General features: G+C 62.7%; 16 protein-coding genes. 9 read left to right on the plus strand and 7 right to left on the minus strand.

Going from position 1 to position 16,820, the window contains the following annotated elements; all coding sequences use genetic code 11:
• Positions 1 to 87: 87 nt before the first annotated feature.
• Genes BUC40_RS04070 through rpmE form a run of 3 tightly spaced genes read right to left on the minus strand, consistent with a single transcriptional unit; the run spans position 88 to position 2,554 of the window.
• Positions 88 to 1,521: a M48 family metalloprotease gene (locus BUC40_RS04070; RefSeq protein ID WP_073262847.1), complete on the minus strand. Its 1,434-nt coding sequence runs from the start codon at positions 1,519 to 1,521 to the stop codon at positions 88 to 90.
• Complete coding sequence (locus tag BUC40_RS04075) at positions 1,518 to 2,315, minus strand: thermonuclease family protein (RefSeq protein WP_073262849.1); 798 nt, start codon at positions 2,313 to 2,315, stop codon at positions 1,518 to 1,520. Before BUC40_RS04075 ends, BUC40_RS04070 begins: the two co-directional genes overlap by 4 nt.
• A 26-nt stretch (positions 2,316 to 2,341) precedes the next feature.
• Positions 2,342 to 2,554, minus strand: a complete 213-nt coding sequence (gene rpmE, locus BUC40_RS04080; RefSeq protein WP_073262851.1) for a 50S ribosomal protein L31 — start codon at positions 2,552 to 2,554, stop codon at positions 2,342 to 2,344.
• Between the two features lie 165 nt (positions 2,555 to 2,719).
• Here rpmE and BUC40_RS04085 point away from each other — a divergent pair, with 165 nt between their 5' ends.
• From BUC40_RS04085 to BUC40_RS04125, 9 genes are all read left to right on the plus strand, one after another.
• On the plus strand, positions 2,720 to 4,939 hold the full coding sequence (locus tag BUC40_RS04085; RefSeq protein ID WP_073262853.1) for a primosomal protein N': 2,220 nt from the start codon (positions 2,720 to 2,722) through the stop codon (positions 4,937 to 4,939).
• Between the two features lie 145 nt (positions 4,940 to 5,084).
• Positions 5,085 to 6,824, plus strand: a complete 1,740-nt coding sequence (gene argS, locus BUC40_RS04090; protein ID WP_073262855.1) for an arginine--tRNA ligase — start codon at positions 5,085 to 5,087, stop codon at positions 6,822 to 6,824.
• The gene (locus BUC40_RS04095; RefSeq protein ID WP_073262857.1) at positions 6,825 to 7,526 is read left to right on the plus strand and encodes an SPOR domain-containing protein; all 702 of its coding nucleotides are present in this window, start codon (positions 6,825 to 6,827) and stop codon (positions 7,524 to 7,526) included. It abuts the gene before it with no gap.
• A gap of 95 nt (positions 7,527 to 7,621) precedes the next feature.
• Positions 7,622 to 8,158: an ATP-dependent protease subunit HslV gene (hslV, locus tag BUC40_RS04100; RefSeq protein ID WP_073262859.1), complete on the plus strand. Its 537-nt coding sequence runs from the start codon at positions 7,622 to 7,624 to the stop codon at positions 8,156 to 8,158.
• A 24-nt stretch (positions 8,159 to 8,182) separates the two neighbouring features.
• Positions 8,183 to 9,523: an HslU--HslV peptidase ATPase subunit gene (hslU, locus tag BUC40_RS04105; protein ID WP_073262861.1), complete on the plus strand. Its 1,341-nt coding sequence runs from the start codon at positions 8,183 to 8,185 to the stop codon at positions 9,521 to 9,523.
• A gap of 67 nt (positions 9,524 to 9,590) precedes the next feature.
• On the plus strand, positions 9,591 to 9,962 hold the full coding sequence (locus BUC40_RS04110; protein ID WP_073262863.1) for a gamma-butyrobetaine hydroxylase family protein: 372 nt from the start codon (positions 9,591 to 9,593) through the stop codon (positions 9,960 to 9,962).
• A 212-nt stretch (positions 9,963 to 10,174) separates the two neighbouring features.
• Positions 10,175 to 11,854 carry a class II poly(R)-hydroxyalkanoic acid synthase gene (gene phaC / locus BUC40_RS04115; protein WP_073262866.1) on the plus strand — a complete coding sequence of 560 codons (1,680 nt, stop codon included), beginning with the start codon at positions 10,175 to 10,177 and terminating at the stop codon, positions 11,852 to 11,854.
• A 32-nt stretch (positions 11,855 to 11,886) separates the two neighbouring features.
• On the plus strand, positions 11,887 to 12,750 hold the full coding sequence (gene phaZ, locus BUC40_RS04120; protein ID WP_073262868.1) for a poly(3-hydroxyalkanoate) depolymerase: 864 nt from the start codon (positions 11,887 to 11,889) through the stop codon (positions 12,748 to 12,750).
• A 91-nt stretch (positions 12,751 to 12,841) separates the two neighbouring features.
• Complete coding sequence (locus BUC40_RS04125; RefSeq protein WP_073262870.1) at positions 12,842 to 13,465, plus strand: TetR/AcrR family transcriptional regulator; 624 nt, start codon at positions 12,842 to 12,844, stop codon at positions 13,463 to 13,465.
• 50 nt (positions 13,466 to 13,515) lie between these two features.
• Here the strand turns inward: BUC40_RS04125 and BUC40_RS04130 are convergent, their stop codons facing one another.
• The 4 genes from BUC40_RS04130 to BUC40_RS04145 all read right to left on the minus strand — a co-directional run bounded on the left by BUC40_RS04130 (position 13,516) and on the right by BUC40_RS04145 (position 16,596).
• A complete protein-coding gene (locus tag BUC40_RS04130; RefSeq protein WP_073262872.1) occupies positions 13,516 to 14,340 on the minus strand; it encodes a phasin family protein in 825 nt (274 codons plus the stop codon).
• A 10-nt stretch (positions 14,341 to 14,350) separates the two neighbouring features.
• Positions 14,351 to 14,779, minus strand: a complete 429-nt coding sequence (locus BUC40_RS04135; protein ID WP_073262874.1) for a phasin family protein — start codon at positions 14,777 to 14,779, stop codon at positions 14,351 to 14,353.
• 177 nt (positions 14,780 to 14,956) lie between these two features.
• Positions 14,957 to 15,985, minus strand: coding sequence for an AlgP family protein (locus tag BUC40_RS04140; protein WP_073262876.1), 1,029 nt, complete (start codon positions 15,983 to 15,985; stop codon positions 14,957 to 14,959).
• 149 nt (positions 15,986 to 16,134) lie between these two features.
• Entirely contained in the window at positions 16,135 to 16,596 is a 462-nt protein-coding gene (locus BUC40_RS04145; RefSeq protein WP_073262878.1) for an Rsd/AlgQ family anti-sigma factor, read from the minus strand.
• Positions 16,597 to 16,820 lie beyond the last annotated feature (224 nt).

Here is a 16,820-nt window from a genome sequence, read left to right on the forward strand (position 1 = left end):
TTTTTTGGGCTATTGACTGGCAGTCGGCGAGGATACGCAAAGTGCAGGGGCCTGCACAAGACTATGCAGTCAGCCTGCAAACGTGCCTCAGCGAACCGTCTTGAACCATTCACCAGGGCGAGGCTCGCCCTGTGGATAAAGATTGTTGAGCAGCCGCAGGGTGCCCTCGGCGTCAGAGGCAAGACCACTGCCTGCAGCGAATGACTTGACTGTTTGGCCCTGCGTTACGCGTACCAACTGCAACCTCAGCGGCCCGGCCAGCTTGCGCTCGGCTGGCTGCAGCGACCTGAAGCTGCCTATTGCGGCAAGCATCTGCGCATCGTCCTGAGCTGTCGTTCTGCGGCCTCTGACCGCACCCACGAACAGATAAGCCTGATCGCCCTTGAGTATCACCGCTACCCGACGCGGCTCGCTGCCGTCGATCAGGCCGGTATAACCCTGCAAGCCCGCTTGCTGCAGTGGCGCCCCGTCAAGCAGGCGCCTGCCGCCGATGCGCTGGCGCAACAAGGTGGCAGCATCCAGCTGACGCGGATTGTCTTCCAGCGTCATGGCGACGAGTACCTGCTTGTCCGCCGACTGGCCGACCAGTTGCTGCGGCTGGTTGATGATGCTCCAGCCCTCCGCAAAGGTTAGGGTGAAATCAAGATCACGGTGGTAGAAGCGCTCAGCACGGCGGATACCGCTATCGGCTGAATCACCAAACGGCAAACCCTGCAAACGCTTAAGAAAGGCCTCGCGATTGATCTCCTGCTGCCCGCCGACCAATGCCTTCGCCGGGCCGATCACCTGCTGCAGTCGTCGGTCATTGTCCGGGTGGGTATCGAACAGGCCGTGATAGCTACCCGCCGGCTGCCCTTCGCCGTGCCGGGCGGCCTGATCGCGAGCGAAGTCTTCCTGCAGCTTGAGCACCTCTACCACTTCGATCATCGCCTGCGGGTCGTAACCGCCGCGAGCCAGATACTGAGCGCCAAGGCCGTCAGCCTCCAGCTCCATGTCGCGGCCATAACCGCGAACCACGGCGGTACCCAACGCACCGGTGACATCCGCTGCCGCGCCAACGCCGGTGCCCATCGCCACGGCCTGGCCAAGAAGCCCCCAGGCTGTCGACTGGCTTTGCTGACGCACGCCATGCCGCGCAGTGACATGGCCGACTTCATGCCCAAGCACCGCAGCCAACTCAGCCTCCGAGCTCAGATAGGCCATCAGCCCACGGTGGATATAGATGTAACCGCCGGGCAGCGCAAAGGCGTTGATGTCCGGACTGTCGATCACCGTGAAGTGATAGTCCAACTGGCCACGATGACTATGCCGCGCCACGCGCTCGCCAACCTGCTGCACGTAGGCCTGAAGGGCCTCATCGGGGTAACGCGGGTATTGCTTGAGAATCTGCTGATGGGCATCACGGCCGAGGGACAGCTCCTGGGCCTCACTCATCATCACGAAGTCGGTACGCCCGGTGGCCGGATTCACCGCGCAGCCCGCCAGTGTCGCCAGCACCACGATCAGCAAGCACAACTTCATCGCAGCACCTCCAGCATGGCGCCATGGGTCAACGGCAACATCCAGCGCGCCTGGCCGACCTTGAGGCCGCCACCGCGCGAGCGGTCGATCATCCAGCCGCGAGCTTCGACTCGCTTGCCTTGCAGATCACGCAAATCCGAGGCGGCAAAGGTGTCCAGCACCTGAGGCGCAATCCGCAATACCACCGAATTACCCAGCTCGACCCAGACACCGCCACGATTACGCTCGACGCGCTGCACCTGCCCCTCGAGCAAGACAAAGCCGCCGCTACGCACCGCCCTGGCAGGCAATGGTCGCAGCTGCGCCCACAAACCGGCCCGCGCACTGCGTGCCTGGCGCTCGGCCGCGCGGTGACAGGTAACGAGGCTTACATTCGGCGTGATGGCCACCAACTGGCCAAAACCCTCGGCGAGCAGCTGCGCTTCCAGGTTATTGCCACGGCTGTCGTACAGATGCGCCAGGGTGCGCCCGTAGCGATCCTGCTTCTGCTCGCCGGTTTTTACCCCAACACGGCCATCATTGGCAGCTACCAACTCGACGAGACGCTTGCGCGCTGCCTCGGCAAAAGGCTCGGCAGGCTGGCCCTTGCGCGCCAACTCTGGGGCATTGAGGCCGATCAGGCGTACGCTGCGGCCATCGACCAGGCGCACGGTGTCGCCATCCACCACACGCTGCACCTTTGCCTGCGGCAACTTCCCGGGCGCCGGGCAGAGTGCATGGGCCGGCAGACAAAAGACAGAAACGAAAAAGGCGCCCACAAGGGACGCCTTTTTCAATGATGCGAAAACAGCCATATGGGCCTCTTTCGCTACTCGGTCGCTTACTTGGCGCCGAACACACCAAAACGCTGTTTGAAGCGATCGATACGGCCGCCGGTATCCAGCACTTTTTGCTTGCCGGTGTAGAACGGGTGGCACTCGGAGCAGACGTCCAGGCTCAGCGGCTTGGCCAGAGTAGAGCGAGTCTTGATGACGTTGCCACAGCTGCAGGTAGCGTCGATGGCGACGTATTCCGGATGGATATCGGCTTTCATGATTTTTCCTCAGGTTTTGTGCCGCCACCGGACACGATGTCAGGTACCGCACTTAGGTTGGCCGCGGATCATACCAGAGCGCAGCCATGATGCAACTCGGCCATGGCTACCGGCCGTCGCACATCGGCGTGTTAATATCGCGCCTCGCTTGCCTGGAGCCTTTGCGTGCCCGACGTCATCCTGCGACTCGCCCTGCCCTCGCCGCTGCGCAGGCTGTTCGATTATCTCGCCCCGCCCGGCGTGTCGGCCCGCGACCTGCAGCCTGGCGCACGACTGCGCGTACCCTTCGGGCGCCGCGAGATGATCGGCGTGCTGATCGAGGTCAGCGATCACAGCGAGGTACCGGCAGGCAAGCTCAAGCCGGCGCTGCAACTGCTCGACCTGCAATCGCCCGTGCCGTCCGCGATGATGCGCTTGTGCCAGTGGACCGCTCAGTACTACCAGCACAGCCTCGGTGATACCTTGAACTGGGCGCTGCCAGTGCTGCTGCGCCAGGGCGAACCGGCTGAGGCTCGCCAGGAGCGGTTCTGGTTGATCGCCAAAGACGCCCGCGCGGACGATCCACGCCTCGCTCGCGCGCCGCGACAGCGCGACGCGCTGAAAACCATCGCCCAGCACCCCCATGGCGTTTCCCATCAGTTGCTCAGCCAGTTGCAGATCAACCGCGACAGCCTGCAGTTGCTGCAGGAGAAGGGCCTGGTACGCGTCGAAGTGCGTCGCCTGAGCAGCCCCGAGCGCCACGCCAACTGGCTGGCCCAGCCGGAATTGCCACTCAACGATGAGCAGCGCGCCGCGGCCGAAGCAGTGCGCGCCGGCTTCGACGGTTTCAATGCTTTTCTGCTCGCTGGCGTGACCGGCAGCGGCAAGACCGAGGTGTACCTGCAGCTGATCCGCGAAACGCTGGAGGCGGGCAAACAGGCGCTGGTACTGATCCCCGAGATTAACCTCGGCCCGCAGACCTTGGCGCGCTTCGAGCGCCGCTTCAACGCACGCATCGCCCTGCTGCACTCGGCGGTCAACGACCGCGAGCGCCTCGACGCCTGGCTGGCAGCGCGCGATGGCGAGGCCGATATCATCATCGGTACCCGCTCGGCGCTGTTCACGCCGATGAAGCGCCCTGGGCTGATCATCATCGATGAAGAGCACGACGCCTCCTATAAACAGCAGGAAGGCCTGCGCTATCACGCCCGTGACCTGGCGGTGGTGCGCGCCCATAAGGAAAACGTGCCGATCGTGCTCGGCTCGGCCACGCCATCACTGGAAAGCCTGCACAACGCCCACAACGGCCGTTACGCAATGCTGCGCATGAGCAAACGCGCCGGTGGCGCCCAGCCGCCGCGCTTTCTGCGCCTGGATATCAAGAGCCGTCCGCTCGACGCCGGCATTTCGCCACCGCTGCAGCAGGCAATCACCCAAACCCTGGCGGCAGGCCAGCAAGTGCTGGTGTTCCTCAACCGCCGCGGCTTCGCGCCGACGCTGTTGTGCCACGAATGCGGCTGGCTGTCCGAGTGCCCGCGCTGCGATGCGCGCATGACCGTGCACCAGCGCAGCCGTGAGCTGCGCTGCCACCACTGCGGCCACGCCGAGCGCCAGCCGAGCAACTGCCCGAGCTGCAACAACGTCGACCTGCGCCCGGTCGGCGCCGGCACCGAGCGCGCCGAAGAACGCCTGGAGATTCTCTTTCCTGAGGTGCCGGTGCTGCGCGTGGACCGCGACAGCACCTCGCGCAAGGAAGCGATGACCACCCTGTTCAACACCGTGCAACGTGGCGAGCCGTGCATCCTCGTTGGCACCCAGATGCTCGCCAAGGGTCACCATTTTCCGCGCGTCACCCTGGTGGCGATTCTCGACGCAGACGGCGGCCTGTTTTCTGCCGACTTCCGCGCCAGCGAGCGCATGGCCCAGCTGATCGTCCAGGTGGCTGGTCGTGCCGGACGCGCGGAGGAGCCGGGCAAGGTGATCATCCAGAGTCACTTGGCCGATCACCCGCTACTCGTGCAGCTGACCGAGCAGGGTTATTTCGCCTTCGCCGAACAAGCGCTGAGCGAGCGCCGCGCTGCCGGCCTACCGCCGTTCTGCCACCTGGCCTTGCTGCGTGCCGAAGCGCACAAGCCCGGCCAGGCGGAAGGCTTTCTCGATGAGGCCTGCAGTGAGGCCGAGCAGTTGCTGAACGAACTAGCACTAAGCGGCATCGAACTGCTTGGCCCGGTGCCAGCGCCCATGGAACGCCGCGCCGGGCGTTATCGCGCGCAGTTGCTGCTGCAGGGCAATGCCCGGGCGCCGCTGCACAAGTTGCTGGCGCACTGGCTGTTGGTTCTGGAGAGCCTGCCAAGTGGCCGAGCCGTGCGCTGGTCGCTGGATGTCGACCCTATCGACCTGTTCTGAGCACGCTCCACTCGCATCCGGCGACAACTACACCGTGCTTTATCCAAGCCGCCGGTGGCTTGCCGCCTGCCGCTGCTTTTATAATGCGCAGTTTTCCACCCACGCTTTCGAGCGGCGCCGCACCTCGCGGCCGAATGAGCAGACCATGAAAGACAGTATTCGCCACCTGATCCAGCAAGCCCTGACCCGCCTGACCGCCGAAGGCGTGCTGCCCGAAGGCCTGAGCCCGACGATCCAGGTGGAGAACACCCGGGACAAGACCCACGGCGACTTCGCCAGCAATATCGCCATGATGCTGGCCAAGCCGGCCGGCATGAAGCCGCGCGACCTGGCCCAGAAGCTGATCGACGCGCTGCCTGCCGATGCGCAGATCAGCAAGGTCGAAATCGCCGGCCCGGGCTTTCTCAACTTCTTCCAGAACAGCGACGCCTTGGCCGAGCGCCTGGAAGCGGCCCTGGCCGATGAGCACCTGGGCGTGCGCAAGAGCGGCGCGGCGCAGCGCGTGGTCGTCGACCTGTCGTCGCCGAACCTGGCCAAGGAAATGCACGTCGGTCACCTGCGCTCGACCATCATCGGCGACGCCGTGGCGCGAGTGCTGGAATTCCTCGGTGACGAGGTGATCCGTCAGAACCACGTGGGCGACTGGGGCACCCAGTTCGGCATGCTGCTGGCTTTTATGGAAGAGAACCCGGCCGCTGCAGAAAGCGAGCTGGCCGACCTTGAAGGCTTCTACCGCGCAGCCAAGAAGCGCTTTGACGAGTCGCCGGAGTTCGCCGAGCGCGCCCGCGCCCTGGTCGTCGCGCTGCAGGCCGGCGAGCCGGAATGCCTGCGCCTGTGGAACCGTTTCAACGCCATTTCCCTGAGCCACTGCCAAAAGGCCTACGACCGCCTGGGCGTCAAGCTGACCCCGGCCGACGTCAAGGGCGAGAGCGCCTACAACGCCGATCTGGCCAACGTAGTCGCCGACCTGCGCAGCAAAGGCCTGCTCACCGAGGACAACGGCGCCCAGTGCGTCTTCCTCGACGAATACAAGAACGCCGAAGGCAACCCGCTGCCGGTAATCGTGCAGAAGGCCGGCGGCGGCTACCTGTACTCGACCACCGACCTGGCAGCCATGCGTTATCGCAGCCAAGTGCTAAAGGCCGACCGCGCGTTGTATTTCGTCGACCAGCGCCAGGCCCTGCACTTCCAAATGGCTTTCGAAGTCGCCCGCCGCGCCGGCTTCGTGCATGCGGGCATGGACCTGGAGCACATGGGCTTCGGCACCATGAACGGCGCCGATGGCCGCCCGTTCAAGACCCGTGATGGCGGCACCGTGAAGCTGATTGACCTGCTCGACGAAGCCGAGTCGCGCGCCTACGAGCTGGTCAAAGCCAAGAACCCGGAACTGGATGAGGCCGAGCTGCGCCAGATCGCTCGCGCCGTCGGTATCGGCGCCGTGAAATACGCCGACCTGTCCAAGCACCGTACTAGCGACTACAGCTTCAACTTCGAGCTGATGCTCAGCTTCGAAGGCAACACCGCGCCTTACCTGCTGTACGCCTACACCCGCACAGCGAGCATCTTCCGCAAGCTGGGCAAGGGCATCGAGGAGATCGGCGGGCACATCGAACTTCAGGCACCCCAGGAAATCGAATTGGCCGGCAAGCTGGCGCAGTTCGGCGAAGTGCTGAGCAGCGTCGCCGACAAGGGCACGCCGCACCTGCTGTGCGCTTACCTCTACGACGTGGCCGGGCTGTTCTCCAGCTTCTACGAGCACTGCCCGGTTCTTAGCGCCGAAGACGAAAGCACTCGTCAGAGCCGCTTGCGCCTGGCTGGCCTGACTCGCCGCACCCTCAAGCAAGGCCTGGAACTGCTGGGCCTGGAAACTCTGGAGCGCATGTAAGTGGCAGCTCGCAAGAAGCCAGCACCCAAACGCGGCGCCAGCCGCTACAAGGCCCCGAGCAAACGCCCGGTCCCGGGCTGGATCTGGCTAGCCTGCGGCCTGGCCGTGGGCGTGTTCGTTACCCTGCTGCTCAACCTCAAGCCGGGTGACGAAGCGGTCAAACGCGACAAGCCCCAGCCCGAACGCGCCAGCACCTCGGCCAAACCGACACCGTCGGCGACCAGCCAGGAACCGGGCAAGCCCAAGTACGATTTCTATACGCTGCTGCCCGAATCGGAAGTCATCGTGCCGCCGGATGCCGTACCGCCGCCCACCACGCCAACGCCCGAGCAGAAACCGGTAACCCCGGAGGAAGCCGCCAAGATCGATGCTGCCCGTGCCCAGGCGGCGCTCAACGGTGAAACGCCGCCACCACCGCCTCCGGTCGCCAAACCTGCGGAAACCAATCAGGCTCCGCTGACCACGCAGTTCTTCCTGCAGGCCGGCTCGTTCCCGAGCAAGGACAAGGCCGAAAGCATGCGTGCGCAGATCATCTTACTCGGCCAGAGCGTGCGCGTGGAATCCGGTACGGTTGCGGACAAAACCTGGCACCGCGTGCTGGTCGGCCCCTTCGCCAACCGCGAGCAACTGGCCGCTGCACAGAAGTCCCTGGCTGCTGGCGGCTTCAGCAACCTGCTGTTGCAACAGCGCCAGTTGCGCTGATCCCTTTCACCCGCCGCCGGTTGAAAAACCGCGGCGGGCACCCCATCTGAGTTTTCATCAGGGCCATTTCGCCCCGCAGCGTGGAGACTCTCCCCTTGACCACCATCGTTTCAGTCCGCCGCCATGGCAAAGTCGTCCTCGGTGGCGATGGCCAGGTTTCTCTCGGCAATACCGTCATGAAAGGTAACGCCAAGAAAGTCCGCCGCCTCTACCACGGTCAGGTCATCGCCGGCTTTGCCGGTGCCACCGCCGACGCTTTCACCCTGTTCGAGCGCTTCGAAGCACAGCTGGAAAAACACCAAGGCCACCTGGTACGTGCCGCCGTCGAACTGGCCAAGGACTGGCGTACCGATCGCTCCCTGAGCCGTCTGGAAGCCATGCTGGCGGTCGCCAACAAGGACGCATCGCTGATCATCACCGGCAACGGTGACGTGGTCGAACCCGAGCATGGCCTGATCGCCATGGGCTCCGGTGGCGGATTTGCCCAGGCAGCGGCCCTGGCGCTGCTGCAGAAAGGCAGCGAAGAACTGAGCGCCCGTGAGATCGCCGAAACCGCGCTGAACATCGCTGGTTCGATCTGCGTGTTCACCAACCAGAATCTGACTATCGAGGAGCTGGACTCGGCTATCTAAGCCAGTCCGGATCGGAGCACGCTCATGTCCATGACACCCCGCGAGATCGTCCACGAACTTAACCATCACATCATCGGCCAGGACGACGCCAAGCGCGCCGTCGCCATCGCACTGCGCAACCGCTGGCGGCGCATGCAGCTGCCCGCCGAGCTGCGCGCTGAAGTCACCCCCAAAAACATCCTGATGATCGGCCCGACCGGTGTCGGCAAGACCGAGATCGCCCGTCGCCTGGCCAAGCTGGCCAACGCGCCGTTCCTGAAGGTCGAAGCCACCAAATTTACCGAGGTCGGCTACGTCGGCCGCGATGTCGAATCGATCATCCGTGATCTCGCCGACGCCGCCCTGAAGATGCTCCGCGAGCAGGAAATCATCCGCGTTCGCCACCGTGCTGAAGACGCCGCCGAAGACCGTATTCTCGATGCACTGTTGCCGCCGGCACGTAGCGGTTTTGCCGAAGAAGCGGCGTCGAGTAGCGACTCGAACACCCGCCAGCTGTTCCGCAAGCGTCTGCGCGAAGGCCAGCTGGACGACAAGGAAATCGAGATCGAAGTGGCCGACAGCCCCGCCGGCATCGAAATCATGACCCCGCCCGGCATGGAAGAAATGACCAGCCAGTTGCAGAACCTGTTCTCCAACATGGGCAAGGGCAAGAAGAAAAGCCGCAAGCTCAAGGTCAAGGACGCACTCAAGCTGGTGCGTGACGAGGAAGCCGGTCGTCTGGTCAACGAGGAAGAACTCAAGGCCAAGGCACTGGAAGCAGTCGAGCAGCACGGCATCGTGTTCATCGACGAAATCGACAAAGTGGCCAAGCGTGCCAATGCTGGCGGTGCCGACGTATCCCGTGAAGGTGTACAGCGCGACCTGCTGCCGCTGATCGAAGGCTGCACCGTCAACACCAAACTGGGTATGGTCAAGACCGACCACATCCTGTTCATCGCCTCGGGCGCCTTCCACCTCAGCAAGCCGAGCGATCTGGTGCCGGAGCTGCAGGGTCGCCTGCCGATTCGCGTAGAACTCAAGGCGCTGAGCCCGGAAGATTTCGAGCGCATCCTCAGCGAGCCGCACGCATCGCTGACTGAGCAATACGTGGCGTTGCTGCAGACCGAAGGCCTGGGCGTCGAGTTCGCCGCAGACGGCATCAAGCGCATCGCCGAGATCGCCTGGCAGGTCAACGAGAAGACCGAGAACATCGGTGCCCGTCGCCTACACACGTTGCTGGAGCGTCTGCTCGAAGAAGTCTCCTTCAGCGCCGGTGACCTGGCTGGCCAGCAGAACGGTGAGACCATTCGCATCGACGCGACCTACGTCAACAGCCACCTCGGCGAGCTGGCGCAGGACGAAGACCTGTCGCGCTACATTCTCTAAACAGCCACGAACTGCGCGGCGCCCAAAGGCGCCGCGCACTCTCTGGAGTCCGGCCTGGAGCCTTGCTGTGCTTATCCCCACTTCGATCAAGCTGCACAAGGCGTCGCGGACCCTGGAATTGCAATACGGTGCTGACAGCTACCTGCTGCCCGCCGAATTTCTGCGCGTGCACTCGCCCTCTGCCGAGGTGCAGGGCCACGGCAAACCCATTCTGCAAACCGGCAAGCTCAACGTCGCACTGATCGGCATCGAGCCCGCGGGGAATTACGCCCTCAAACTGACCTTTGACGACGGCCACGACAGTGGGCTGTTCACCTGGGACTACCTGCAGCAACTGGCTTTGCGCCAGGACGAGTTATGGCGCGACTACCTGGCTGAACTGGCCGCTGCTGGCAAATCCCGCGACCCCGCCGAATCCGTCGTCCGCCTGATGCTCTGAAGCCCCATCGATCGGTAGTACTCGGCCGCGCTCGCGCCTGGCTGATCTTGCGCTAATGTCTAAACTCGGGTAACCAGAGCACTTCAGGTTCACCCAGCCATCCTCTGGATGCCGCAAAGCGCCACTACTACTGCCAATCGCAAGCCTCGACAGGATCAGCGCCGCTGTTCGCAACAGATGGCTGCCTGCCGCTGGCAAAGGGAGCGTTGTCGATGAGTGAAAAGCAGAACGATGACCTGAAACACACGTCGGCCAAGAGCACCATGGGCCTCAACCCGGTCATCGGTATCCGTGGCAGAGACCTGCTGACATCCGCCCGCCTGGTGCTGACCCAGGCCATGCGCCAACCGCTGCATAGCGCCCGTCACGTCGCGCATTTCGGGGTCGAAATGAAAAACGTGCTGCTCGGCCAGTCGCAACTGCAGCCCGACGACAACGACCGCCGCTTCAACGACCCGGCCTGGAGCCATAACCCGCTCTACCGCCGCTACCTGCAAACCTACCTGGCCTGGCGCAAGGAACTGCACGACTGGGTCGAGCATAGCTCACTGTCCGAACAGGACGTCAGCCGCGGGCACTTCATCATCAACCTGATGACCGAGGCGATGGCGCCGAGCAACAGCCTGGCCAACCCGGCAGCGGTAAAACGCTTCTTCGATACCGGCGGCAAGAGCCTGCTCGACGGCCTTTCGCACATGGCCAAAGACCTGCTGCACAACGGCGGCATGCCCAGCCAAGTGGACATGAAGGCCTTCGAAGTGGGCCGCAACGTCGCCACCACCGAAGGCGCCGTGGTATTTCGCAACGAAGTGCTGGAGCTGATCCAGTACACACCGGTCACCGAGCAGGTATTCAAACGCCCGCTGCTGGTGGTACCGCCACAGATCAACAAGTACTACGTATTCGACCTGTCACCGGAAAAAAGCCTGGCGCGCTTTCTGCTGCGCAACCAGGTGCAGACCTTTATCGTCAGCTGGCGCAACCCGACCAAGGCGCAGCGCGAATGGGGCCTTTCGACCTATATCGAAGCACTCAAGGAAGCCGTCGACGTGGTTTGCACGATCACCGGTAGCGCCGATGTGAACGTGCTCGGCGCCTGCTCCGGCGGCGCGACCACGGCGTCACTGCTGGGCCATTACGCTGCACTCGGCGAGAAGAAAGTGCATGCGCAGACGCTGCTGGTCAGCGTGCTGGATACCCGCCTGGACAGCCAGTACGCGCTGTTCGCCGACGAGCAGACCCTTGAGGCAGCCAAGCGCCGCTCCTACCAGGCCGGCGTGCTGGAAGGCAGCGACATGGCCAAGGTATTCGCCTGGATGCGCCCCAACGACCTGATCTGGAATTACTGGGTCAACAACTACCTGCTCGGCAACGAGCCGCCAGTATTCGACATCCTCTACTGGAACAACGACACCACGCGCCTGCCCGCCGCCCTGCATGGCGAATTCATCGATATGTTCCAGACCAACCCGTTGACCCGCGCTGGCGCGCTCGAAGTCTGTGGAACGCCCATCGACCTCAGCCAGGTCACCTGCGATTACTACGTTGTCGCCGGCAGTAACGATCACATCACGCCCTGGACGTCCTGCTACAAATCGGCCCGGCTATTTGGCGGGCAGTGCGAATTCGTGCTTTCCAGCAGCGGGCATATCCAGAGCATTCTCAACCCACCGGGCAACCCCAAGGCGCGCTACATGACCAACCCCGACATGCCCGCCGACCCGAAAGCCTGGCAGGAGGACGCCACCAAACACACCGACTCCTGGTGGCTGCATTGGCAGAAATGGCTGACTGCCCGTTCCGGAGAAACCAAGAAGGCGCCTGCCAAGCTGGGTAACAAGCGCTACCCGGCCGCTGAGGCAGCGCCGGGCACCTACGTGCACGAACGCTAAGCGTGCGCGCCGACCACTGACAGGGGTGCCACATGTCTCCAGCCTTCGTGTTTCGCACTATCGTTCTCGATCAGCAGACGATCCGTACCGCGGTGCGTGCCGGCAGCCCCGACAAGGTGCCGCTGCTGATCTTTAACGGCATAGGTGCCAACCTTGAACTGGTCATGCCGTTCGTCAACGCCCTGGACAAGGATCAGGAAATCATCGCCTTCGATGTACCGGGCGTCGGCGGTTCTTCTACGCCAAGCATTCCCTACCGCTTCCCCGGCCTGGCCAAGCTGGCCGCACGTATGCTCGACTATCTGGATTACGGCCAGGTCAACGCCATCGGCGTGTCGTGGGGCGGCGCGCTGGCGCAGCAGTTCGCCCGCGATTACCCGGAGCGCTGCAAGAAGCTCGTACTGGCCGCGACCTCGGCGGGTGCGGTGATGATTCCAGGCAAGCCCAAGGTACTCTGGCGAATGGCCAGTCCGCGCCGCTACCTGCAGCCGTCCTACGGCGTGCACATCGCCGCCGACATCTACGGCGGCGCCTTTCGCCGCGATCCTAAACTCGCGCTATCGCATGCCAGCAAGGTGCGCTCGGGCGGCAAGCTGGGCTACTACTGGCAGCTGTTCGCCGGCATGGGCTGGACGAGCATCCACTGGCTGCACAAGATCCGCCAACCGACGCTGGTGCTGGCCGGCGATGACGACCCGATCATTCCGCTGCTCAACATGCGCCTGCTCGCCTGGCGCATTCCCAACTCCGAACTGCACGTGATCGACGACGGTCACCTGTTTCTGGTGACGCGCGCCGAAGTGGTGGCGCCCATCATCATGAAATTCCTCGCCGAGGAGCGGCAGCCAGCGGTCATGCATCCGAATACGGTAGCCGCTGCTCGGGGACCATCCTGAGTGCTTCGCGTCTGTAGAAATTCGCTGTGTGGCTGGAGCCTGCGGCCAACTCACAGCCATACCGCCGCCGGCATTCGGATGCCCTGAACAGATGAAAACCCGCGACCGCATTCTCCAGGCCACCCTGCAGCTGTTCAACGAGCGCGGCGAACCCAATGTATCGACGCTAGAAATCGCCAACGAGCTAAATATCAGCCCGGGTAACCTCTACTACCACTTCCACGGCAAGGAGCCGCTGGTCCTGGCGCTCTTCGAGCAGCTTCAGGTGACACTGGCGCCGTTGCTAACACCACCTGACGACGTGGATCTAGATGCCCAGGATTACTGGCTTTTCGTTCATCTGATCGCCGAAGGCATGTCAGCTTATCGGTTTCTGTTCCAGGACCTTTCCCACCTCAGCGGGCGACTGCCCAAGCTCGCATCCGGCATGCGCCTTTGGCTTGGCAAACTCAGGTGCACGCTGGCGTGCTTGTTGGCGCGCCTGCAAGCCAGGCATGCGCTGGTGGGCGAGCAAAACACCCTGCAGCAACTGGTCGAGCAAATCGTGCTGACCTTGCTGTTCGCCCAGGATTACCAACGTATCGTCGCGCAACCTGACGACAGCAGGCTGGTGGTCTATCACGTCATGATGCTGGTCGCGCCCCATCTACGTGACGATGCACGACACACCACCGAGCTGCTGGCCCACAGTTACCTACACGACAGCCCTGCCTGAAACGAAAACGCCCGATACAGGATCGGGCGTTTTCATTTCAGACGACTACCTCAGGATTGGTTGCCGGCGGCAGGCGTCGTGCCGGTTGCTGCGGCGGTGTCCACCGGCGTACTGACCGGTGCAGTTGGGGCAGCGGCTTTGCTGGCTGCCGGCTTCTTCGCTGCTGGTTTGCTGGCCGGCTTGGCAGCTGGTTTTGCAGCAGCTTTTATCGCCGGCTTGGCTGGTGCTTTTACCGGGCTCTTGGCAGCGCTAGCCGTTTTGCTCGCCGCGGGTTTGCTTGCCGGAGCCTTCTTTACTGCCGCCGGCTTGGCAGCAGCAGGCTTGGCTGTGGGTTTCGCCGCAGTAGCGCTGGCAGCCTTGTTGGCAGCAGGTGCCTTACTCGCTGTAGAAGGCTTGCTGGCTGGCTTGGCCGCGGCTTTCTTCACCGCCGGTTTGGCCGCTGGCTTGCTGGAGAAACCGGTGAGGGTCTCGAGCTGACGGGTCAGAATGTCGACCTTGTCATTGAGCGCCTTGACCTCATTGCGGCTCGGCACACCCAGACGGGAAATGGCGTTGTTCAAACGTTTGTCGAAGGCTTCTTCGAGTTCGCTCCACTTGCCAATCGCCTTGCCCTTGACCTCATCGACCCGCGAGCGGGCGCTGCTGACCGATGAATCGACCGACGATTTCACCGCCTCGGCCTGCTTGTCGACGTTGCTCTTGGCAGCCTTCTCGGCCTTTTCGCCATCTTTGACCAGCGTGTCGAACAGCTTGGTGCCGTCCTTGCTGACCTTGGAATAAGCGCCCAAACCGGCCAACCAGATTTGTCGCGAGTACTTTTCAACCTCGCCAATCCACGAGCCTGTCTGTTTCTCGGATTTCTTTTTGACAGCCATCCTGCTCTCCTTATTGGGTACGCGCGACACGCTCGAGCAACGCGCTCAGCTCATCCAGCTTAGCAGACAGGGCCTGGATATCCTGTCGGGCGGGAATACCAAGACGGTTGAGTGCACCAGCCACGCGAGAATCGAAGGCCTGCTCGATCTTCTCGATTCGGGCGGCGACCTGGTTCTTCACAACGGACACTTTGCTTCTGGCTTCGTCGATCTGGTCATTGACCTGCTCGACTTGTTCATTGACCTGCTTCTTGCCGCGCTGTTCCGCTTGCTCACCAAGCTGAACCAGCGTCTGGAAATAGCCCAGTCCTTCCTGACCAGCCTTGGCATAGGCGCCCAAACCGGCAAGCCACAACGTCCTGACCCGCGATGGGCGCTCAATTGCAATGCTACGGCGGGCACTGACAAGCGGCTTTTTGCTGACGGTAGCGTTGAACATGCTGCACCTCACAGTTGTTTGGAGATGGCCTGTACGACACAGGCTTGTCGAGCACCGTAACGAGGAAAAATAGAAAACGCATACTAATCAGCGCAGGGGGAAACGGCTGATTGCGCTGGAGCTGAGGACTAAGCAAAGCCTGCGAGCTTGGCAGCTCGCAGGCTTTGGATGCCTTGATCAGCTATTGGCTGGCGGCGTTGCGCCGTTTGCAGCACTGTTAGCTGGAGTCGAGGCAGCGGCAGGCTCGGCTGCCGGCTTGCTGGCTTCAGGCTTTGCGGCGGGCTTGGCAGCCGCCGGTTTTGCTGCAGGTTTAGCGGCTGGCTTGGTAGCCGCAGGTTTGGCATTGGCCGGCTTGGTGGCAGCAGGCTTCGCGGCTGTCTGAGGGGCCGGCTTCGCGGCAGCCTTGGCAGCTGGCTTGGCAGCAGGTTTAGCAGCGGCCTTGACTGCTGGCTTGGCAGCAGCGGATTTCGCAACCGGTTTTGCAGCTGTCTTGCTAGCGGGTTTAGCTGCAGTCAGTTTAGCTGCAGATTTAGCGGCAGGCTTTGCCGCTGGCTTAGCAGTAGCCGGCTTCGCAGCAGCTTGAGGGGCTGGTTTGGCTACAGGTTTCGCAGCGGCTTTGGCAGCCGGCTTGGCGGCAGGTTTAGCTGCAGCCTTGGCCGCTGGCTTAGCGGTAGTCGGTTTTGCAGCAGCCTGGCTGGCTGGCTTGGCAGCAGGTTTAGCAACCGCCTTCGCGGCTGGTTTGGCTGCTGGCTTCGCTGCCGCTTTGCCGGCAACCGGCTTGGCCTGCGCCTTGTCACGGCTGGACAGCACCTTGCCGGCAGCTTCGCGAACCTTGCCAACACCCTGGGCCAGCTTCAGGCTTTCCTGAGCATCGCGCTTGAGCTGCACGATGTACTGGCGGGTTTCGGTTTGGCGGGCCTGCAGTGCATCGAGCACACCTTCGAGCTCATCGACCGCGGCCTTCGCTTTGGACTGCGCCTTAGCCTTGCCGTCGGCGACTGCAGACTGCAGCTTGCCGCGTGCCTTGTGCAGTTTTTCCTGGGCGCTACCGCGCTGCTTTTCCAGTTTGGCGAGAATTTTTTCAGCATCTACCAGCGCTTGCGAGCAGGCGTTTTCAAGGTGCTCGAGCAAGCTTCCGGACAGTTGCTGCAGCAGATGCAAAGGGGTGGTAACCGATTTTTTCTTCACGTTTTTTGTGGCCGGCATGACGCGCCTCCAGGCGGATGGAATAAAGCCGTACTAGCTATATGAATTTGCGCCCGCCGCAAGCGCTTTGCAAGCACCTGCAAGGTCCGTGGAACACGTTCGGGCAGGCCGCTAAAACGACAACGCCGCGATGGTCGCGGCGTTATGGCTTAAACGACTGCAGCAGTGGCCTGCTGCTTGTGGGCGGTATGCAGCACTTCGATGAGGCAGTCCTCGAGTTCGAAACGCTCGTGGAGCATCTGCCCCAGGCGTTTGAGCTCGCTGCTCACCGCATCGACATCGCCGCAATCTCCGGCATCACAGCGATCATTGAACGCCAGAGCGGCTTCAGTGATCACCTCGATTCGCGGGTAGATCTGCTTGGCAAGCTCCAGGCCGCGCTGATCATCGAACGCGCGCGCCTCTTCGTTGAGCTGCTGATAAACCTCGAAGTGCCCAGCGGACACATAGTCGACGAGGATTTCACAGAAACGCTGCATCACCGCCGCGTCACTGACGTCGCTGATGGCAACGTAGCCCTTGATCAACTCGGCACGTTCCTGCAACCAGCGGTCAATCAACTGGTGTACGCCGCCCCACCGCTCCTGCGCATTCTGGCAACTTTCGAGCATGGTGATCTCGCTCCCTTATCGGTATGTCCTGTGGGCATCGGGCGTTGACCGTTGTTCACCTGTCGTCGCCGCGAATCGGAAGTTGGCTGGTCGCCTGTCGGCATTCCCTCCGGCCAAATGTCGCTGCGTACAGCGACGGCAAACGCATCACGAATCGATCCCTGAACGTGCAGCCGAGTCCGGACACTAGCATGATTCTTATTGCAGTCCGACCACTCATTTCG

The sequence above is a fragment of the Phytopseudomonas punonensis genome (assembly GCF_900142655.1).
GTDB lineage: Bacteria > Pseudomonadota > Gammaproteobacteria > Pseudomonadales > Pseudomonadaceae > Aquipseudomonas > Aquipseudomonas punonensis.

What these genes read in the sequence shown, in the direction of transcription:
- BUC40_RS04070 (WP_073262847.1), bottom strand. Translation starts at nt 1,521, where the DNA reads ATGAAGTTGTGCTTGCTGATCGTGGTGCTGGCGACACTGGCGGGCTGC.
- BUC40_RS04075 (WP_073262849.1), bottom strand. Translation starts at nt 2,315, where the DNA reads ATGGCTGTTTTCGCATCATTGAAAAAGGCGTCCCTTGTGGGCGCCTTT.
- rpmE (WP_073262851.1), bottom strand. Translation starts at nt 2,554, where the DNA reads ATGAAAGCCGATATCCATCCGGAATACGTCGCCATCGACGCTACCTGC.
- argS (WP_073262855.1), top strand. Translation starts at nt 5,085, where the DNA reads ATGAAAGACAGTATTCGCCACCTGATCCAGCAAGCCCTGACCCGCCTG.
- hslU (WP_073262861.1), top strand. Translation starts at nt 8,183, where the DNA reads ATGTCCATGACACCCCGCGAGATCGTCCACGAACTTAACCATCACATC.
- phaC (WP_073262866.1), top strand. Translation starts at nt 10,175, where the DNA reads ATGAGTGAAAAGCAGAACGATGACCTGAAACACACGTCGGCCAAGAGC.
- phaZ (WP_073262868.1), top strand. Translation starts at nt 11,887, where the DNA reads ATGTCTCCAGCCTTCGTGTTTCGCACTATCGTTCTCGATCAGCAGACG.
- BUC40_RS04125 (WP_073262870.1), top strand. Translation starts at nt 12,842, where the DNA reads ATGAAAACCCGCGACCGCATTCTCCAGGCCACCCTGCAGCTGTTCAAC.
- BUC40_RS04130 (WP_073262872.1), bottom strand. Translation starts at nt 14,340, where the DNA reads ATGGCTGTCAAAAAGAAATCCGAGAAACAGACAGGCTCGTGGATTGGC.
- BUC40_RS04135 (WP_073262874.1), bottom strand. Translation starts at nt 14,779, where the DNA reads ATGTTCAACGCTACCGTCAGCAAAAAGCCGCTTGTCAGTGCCCGCCGT.
- BUC40_RS04140 (WP_073262876.1), bottom strand. Translation starts at nt 15,985, where the DNA reads ATGCCGGCCACAAAAAACGTGAAGAAAAAATCGGTTACCACCCCTTTG.
- BUC40_RS04145 (WP_073262878.1), bottom strand. Translation starts at nt 16,596, where the DNA reads ATGCTCGAAAGTTGCCAGAATGCGCAGGAGCGGTGGGGCGGCGTACAC.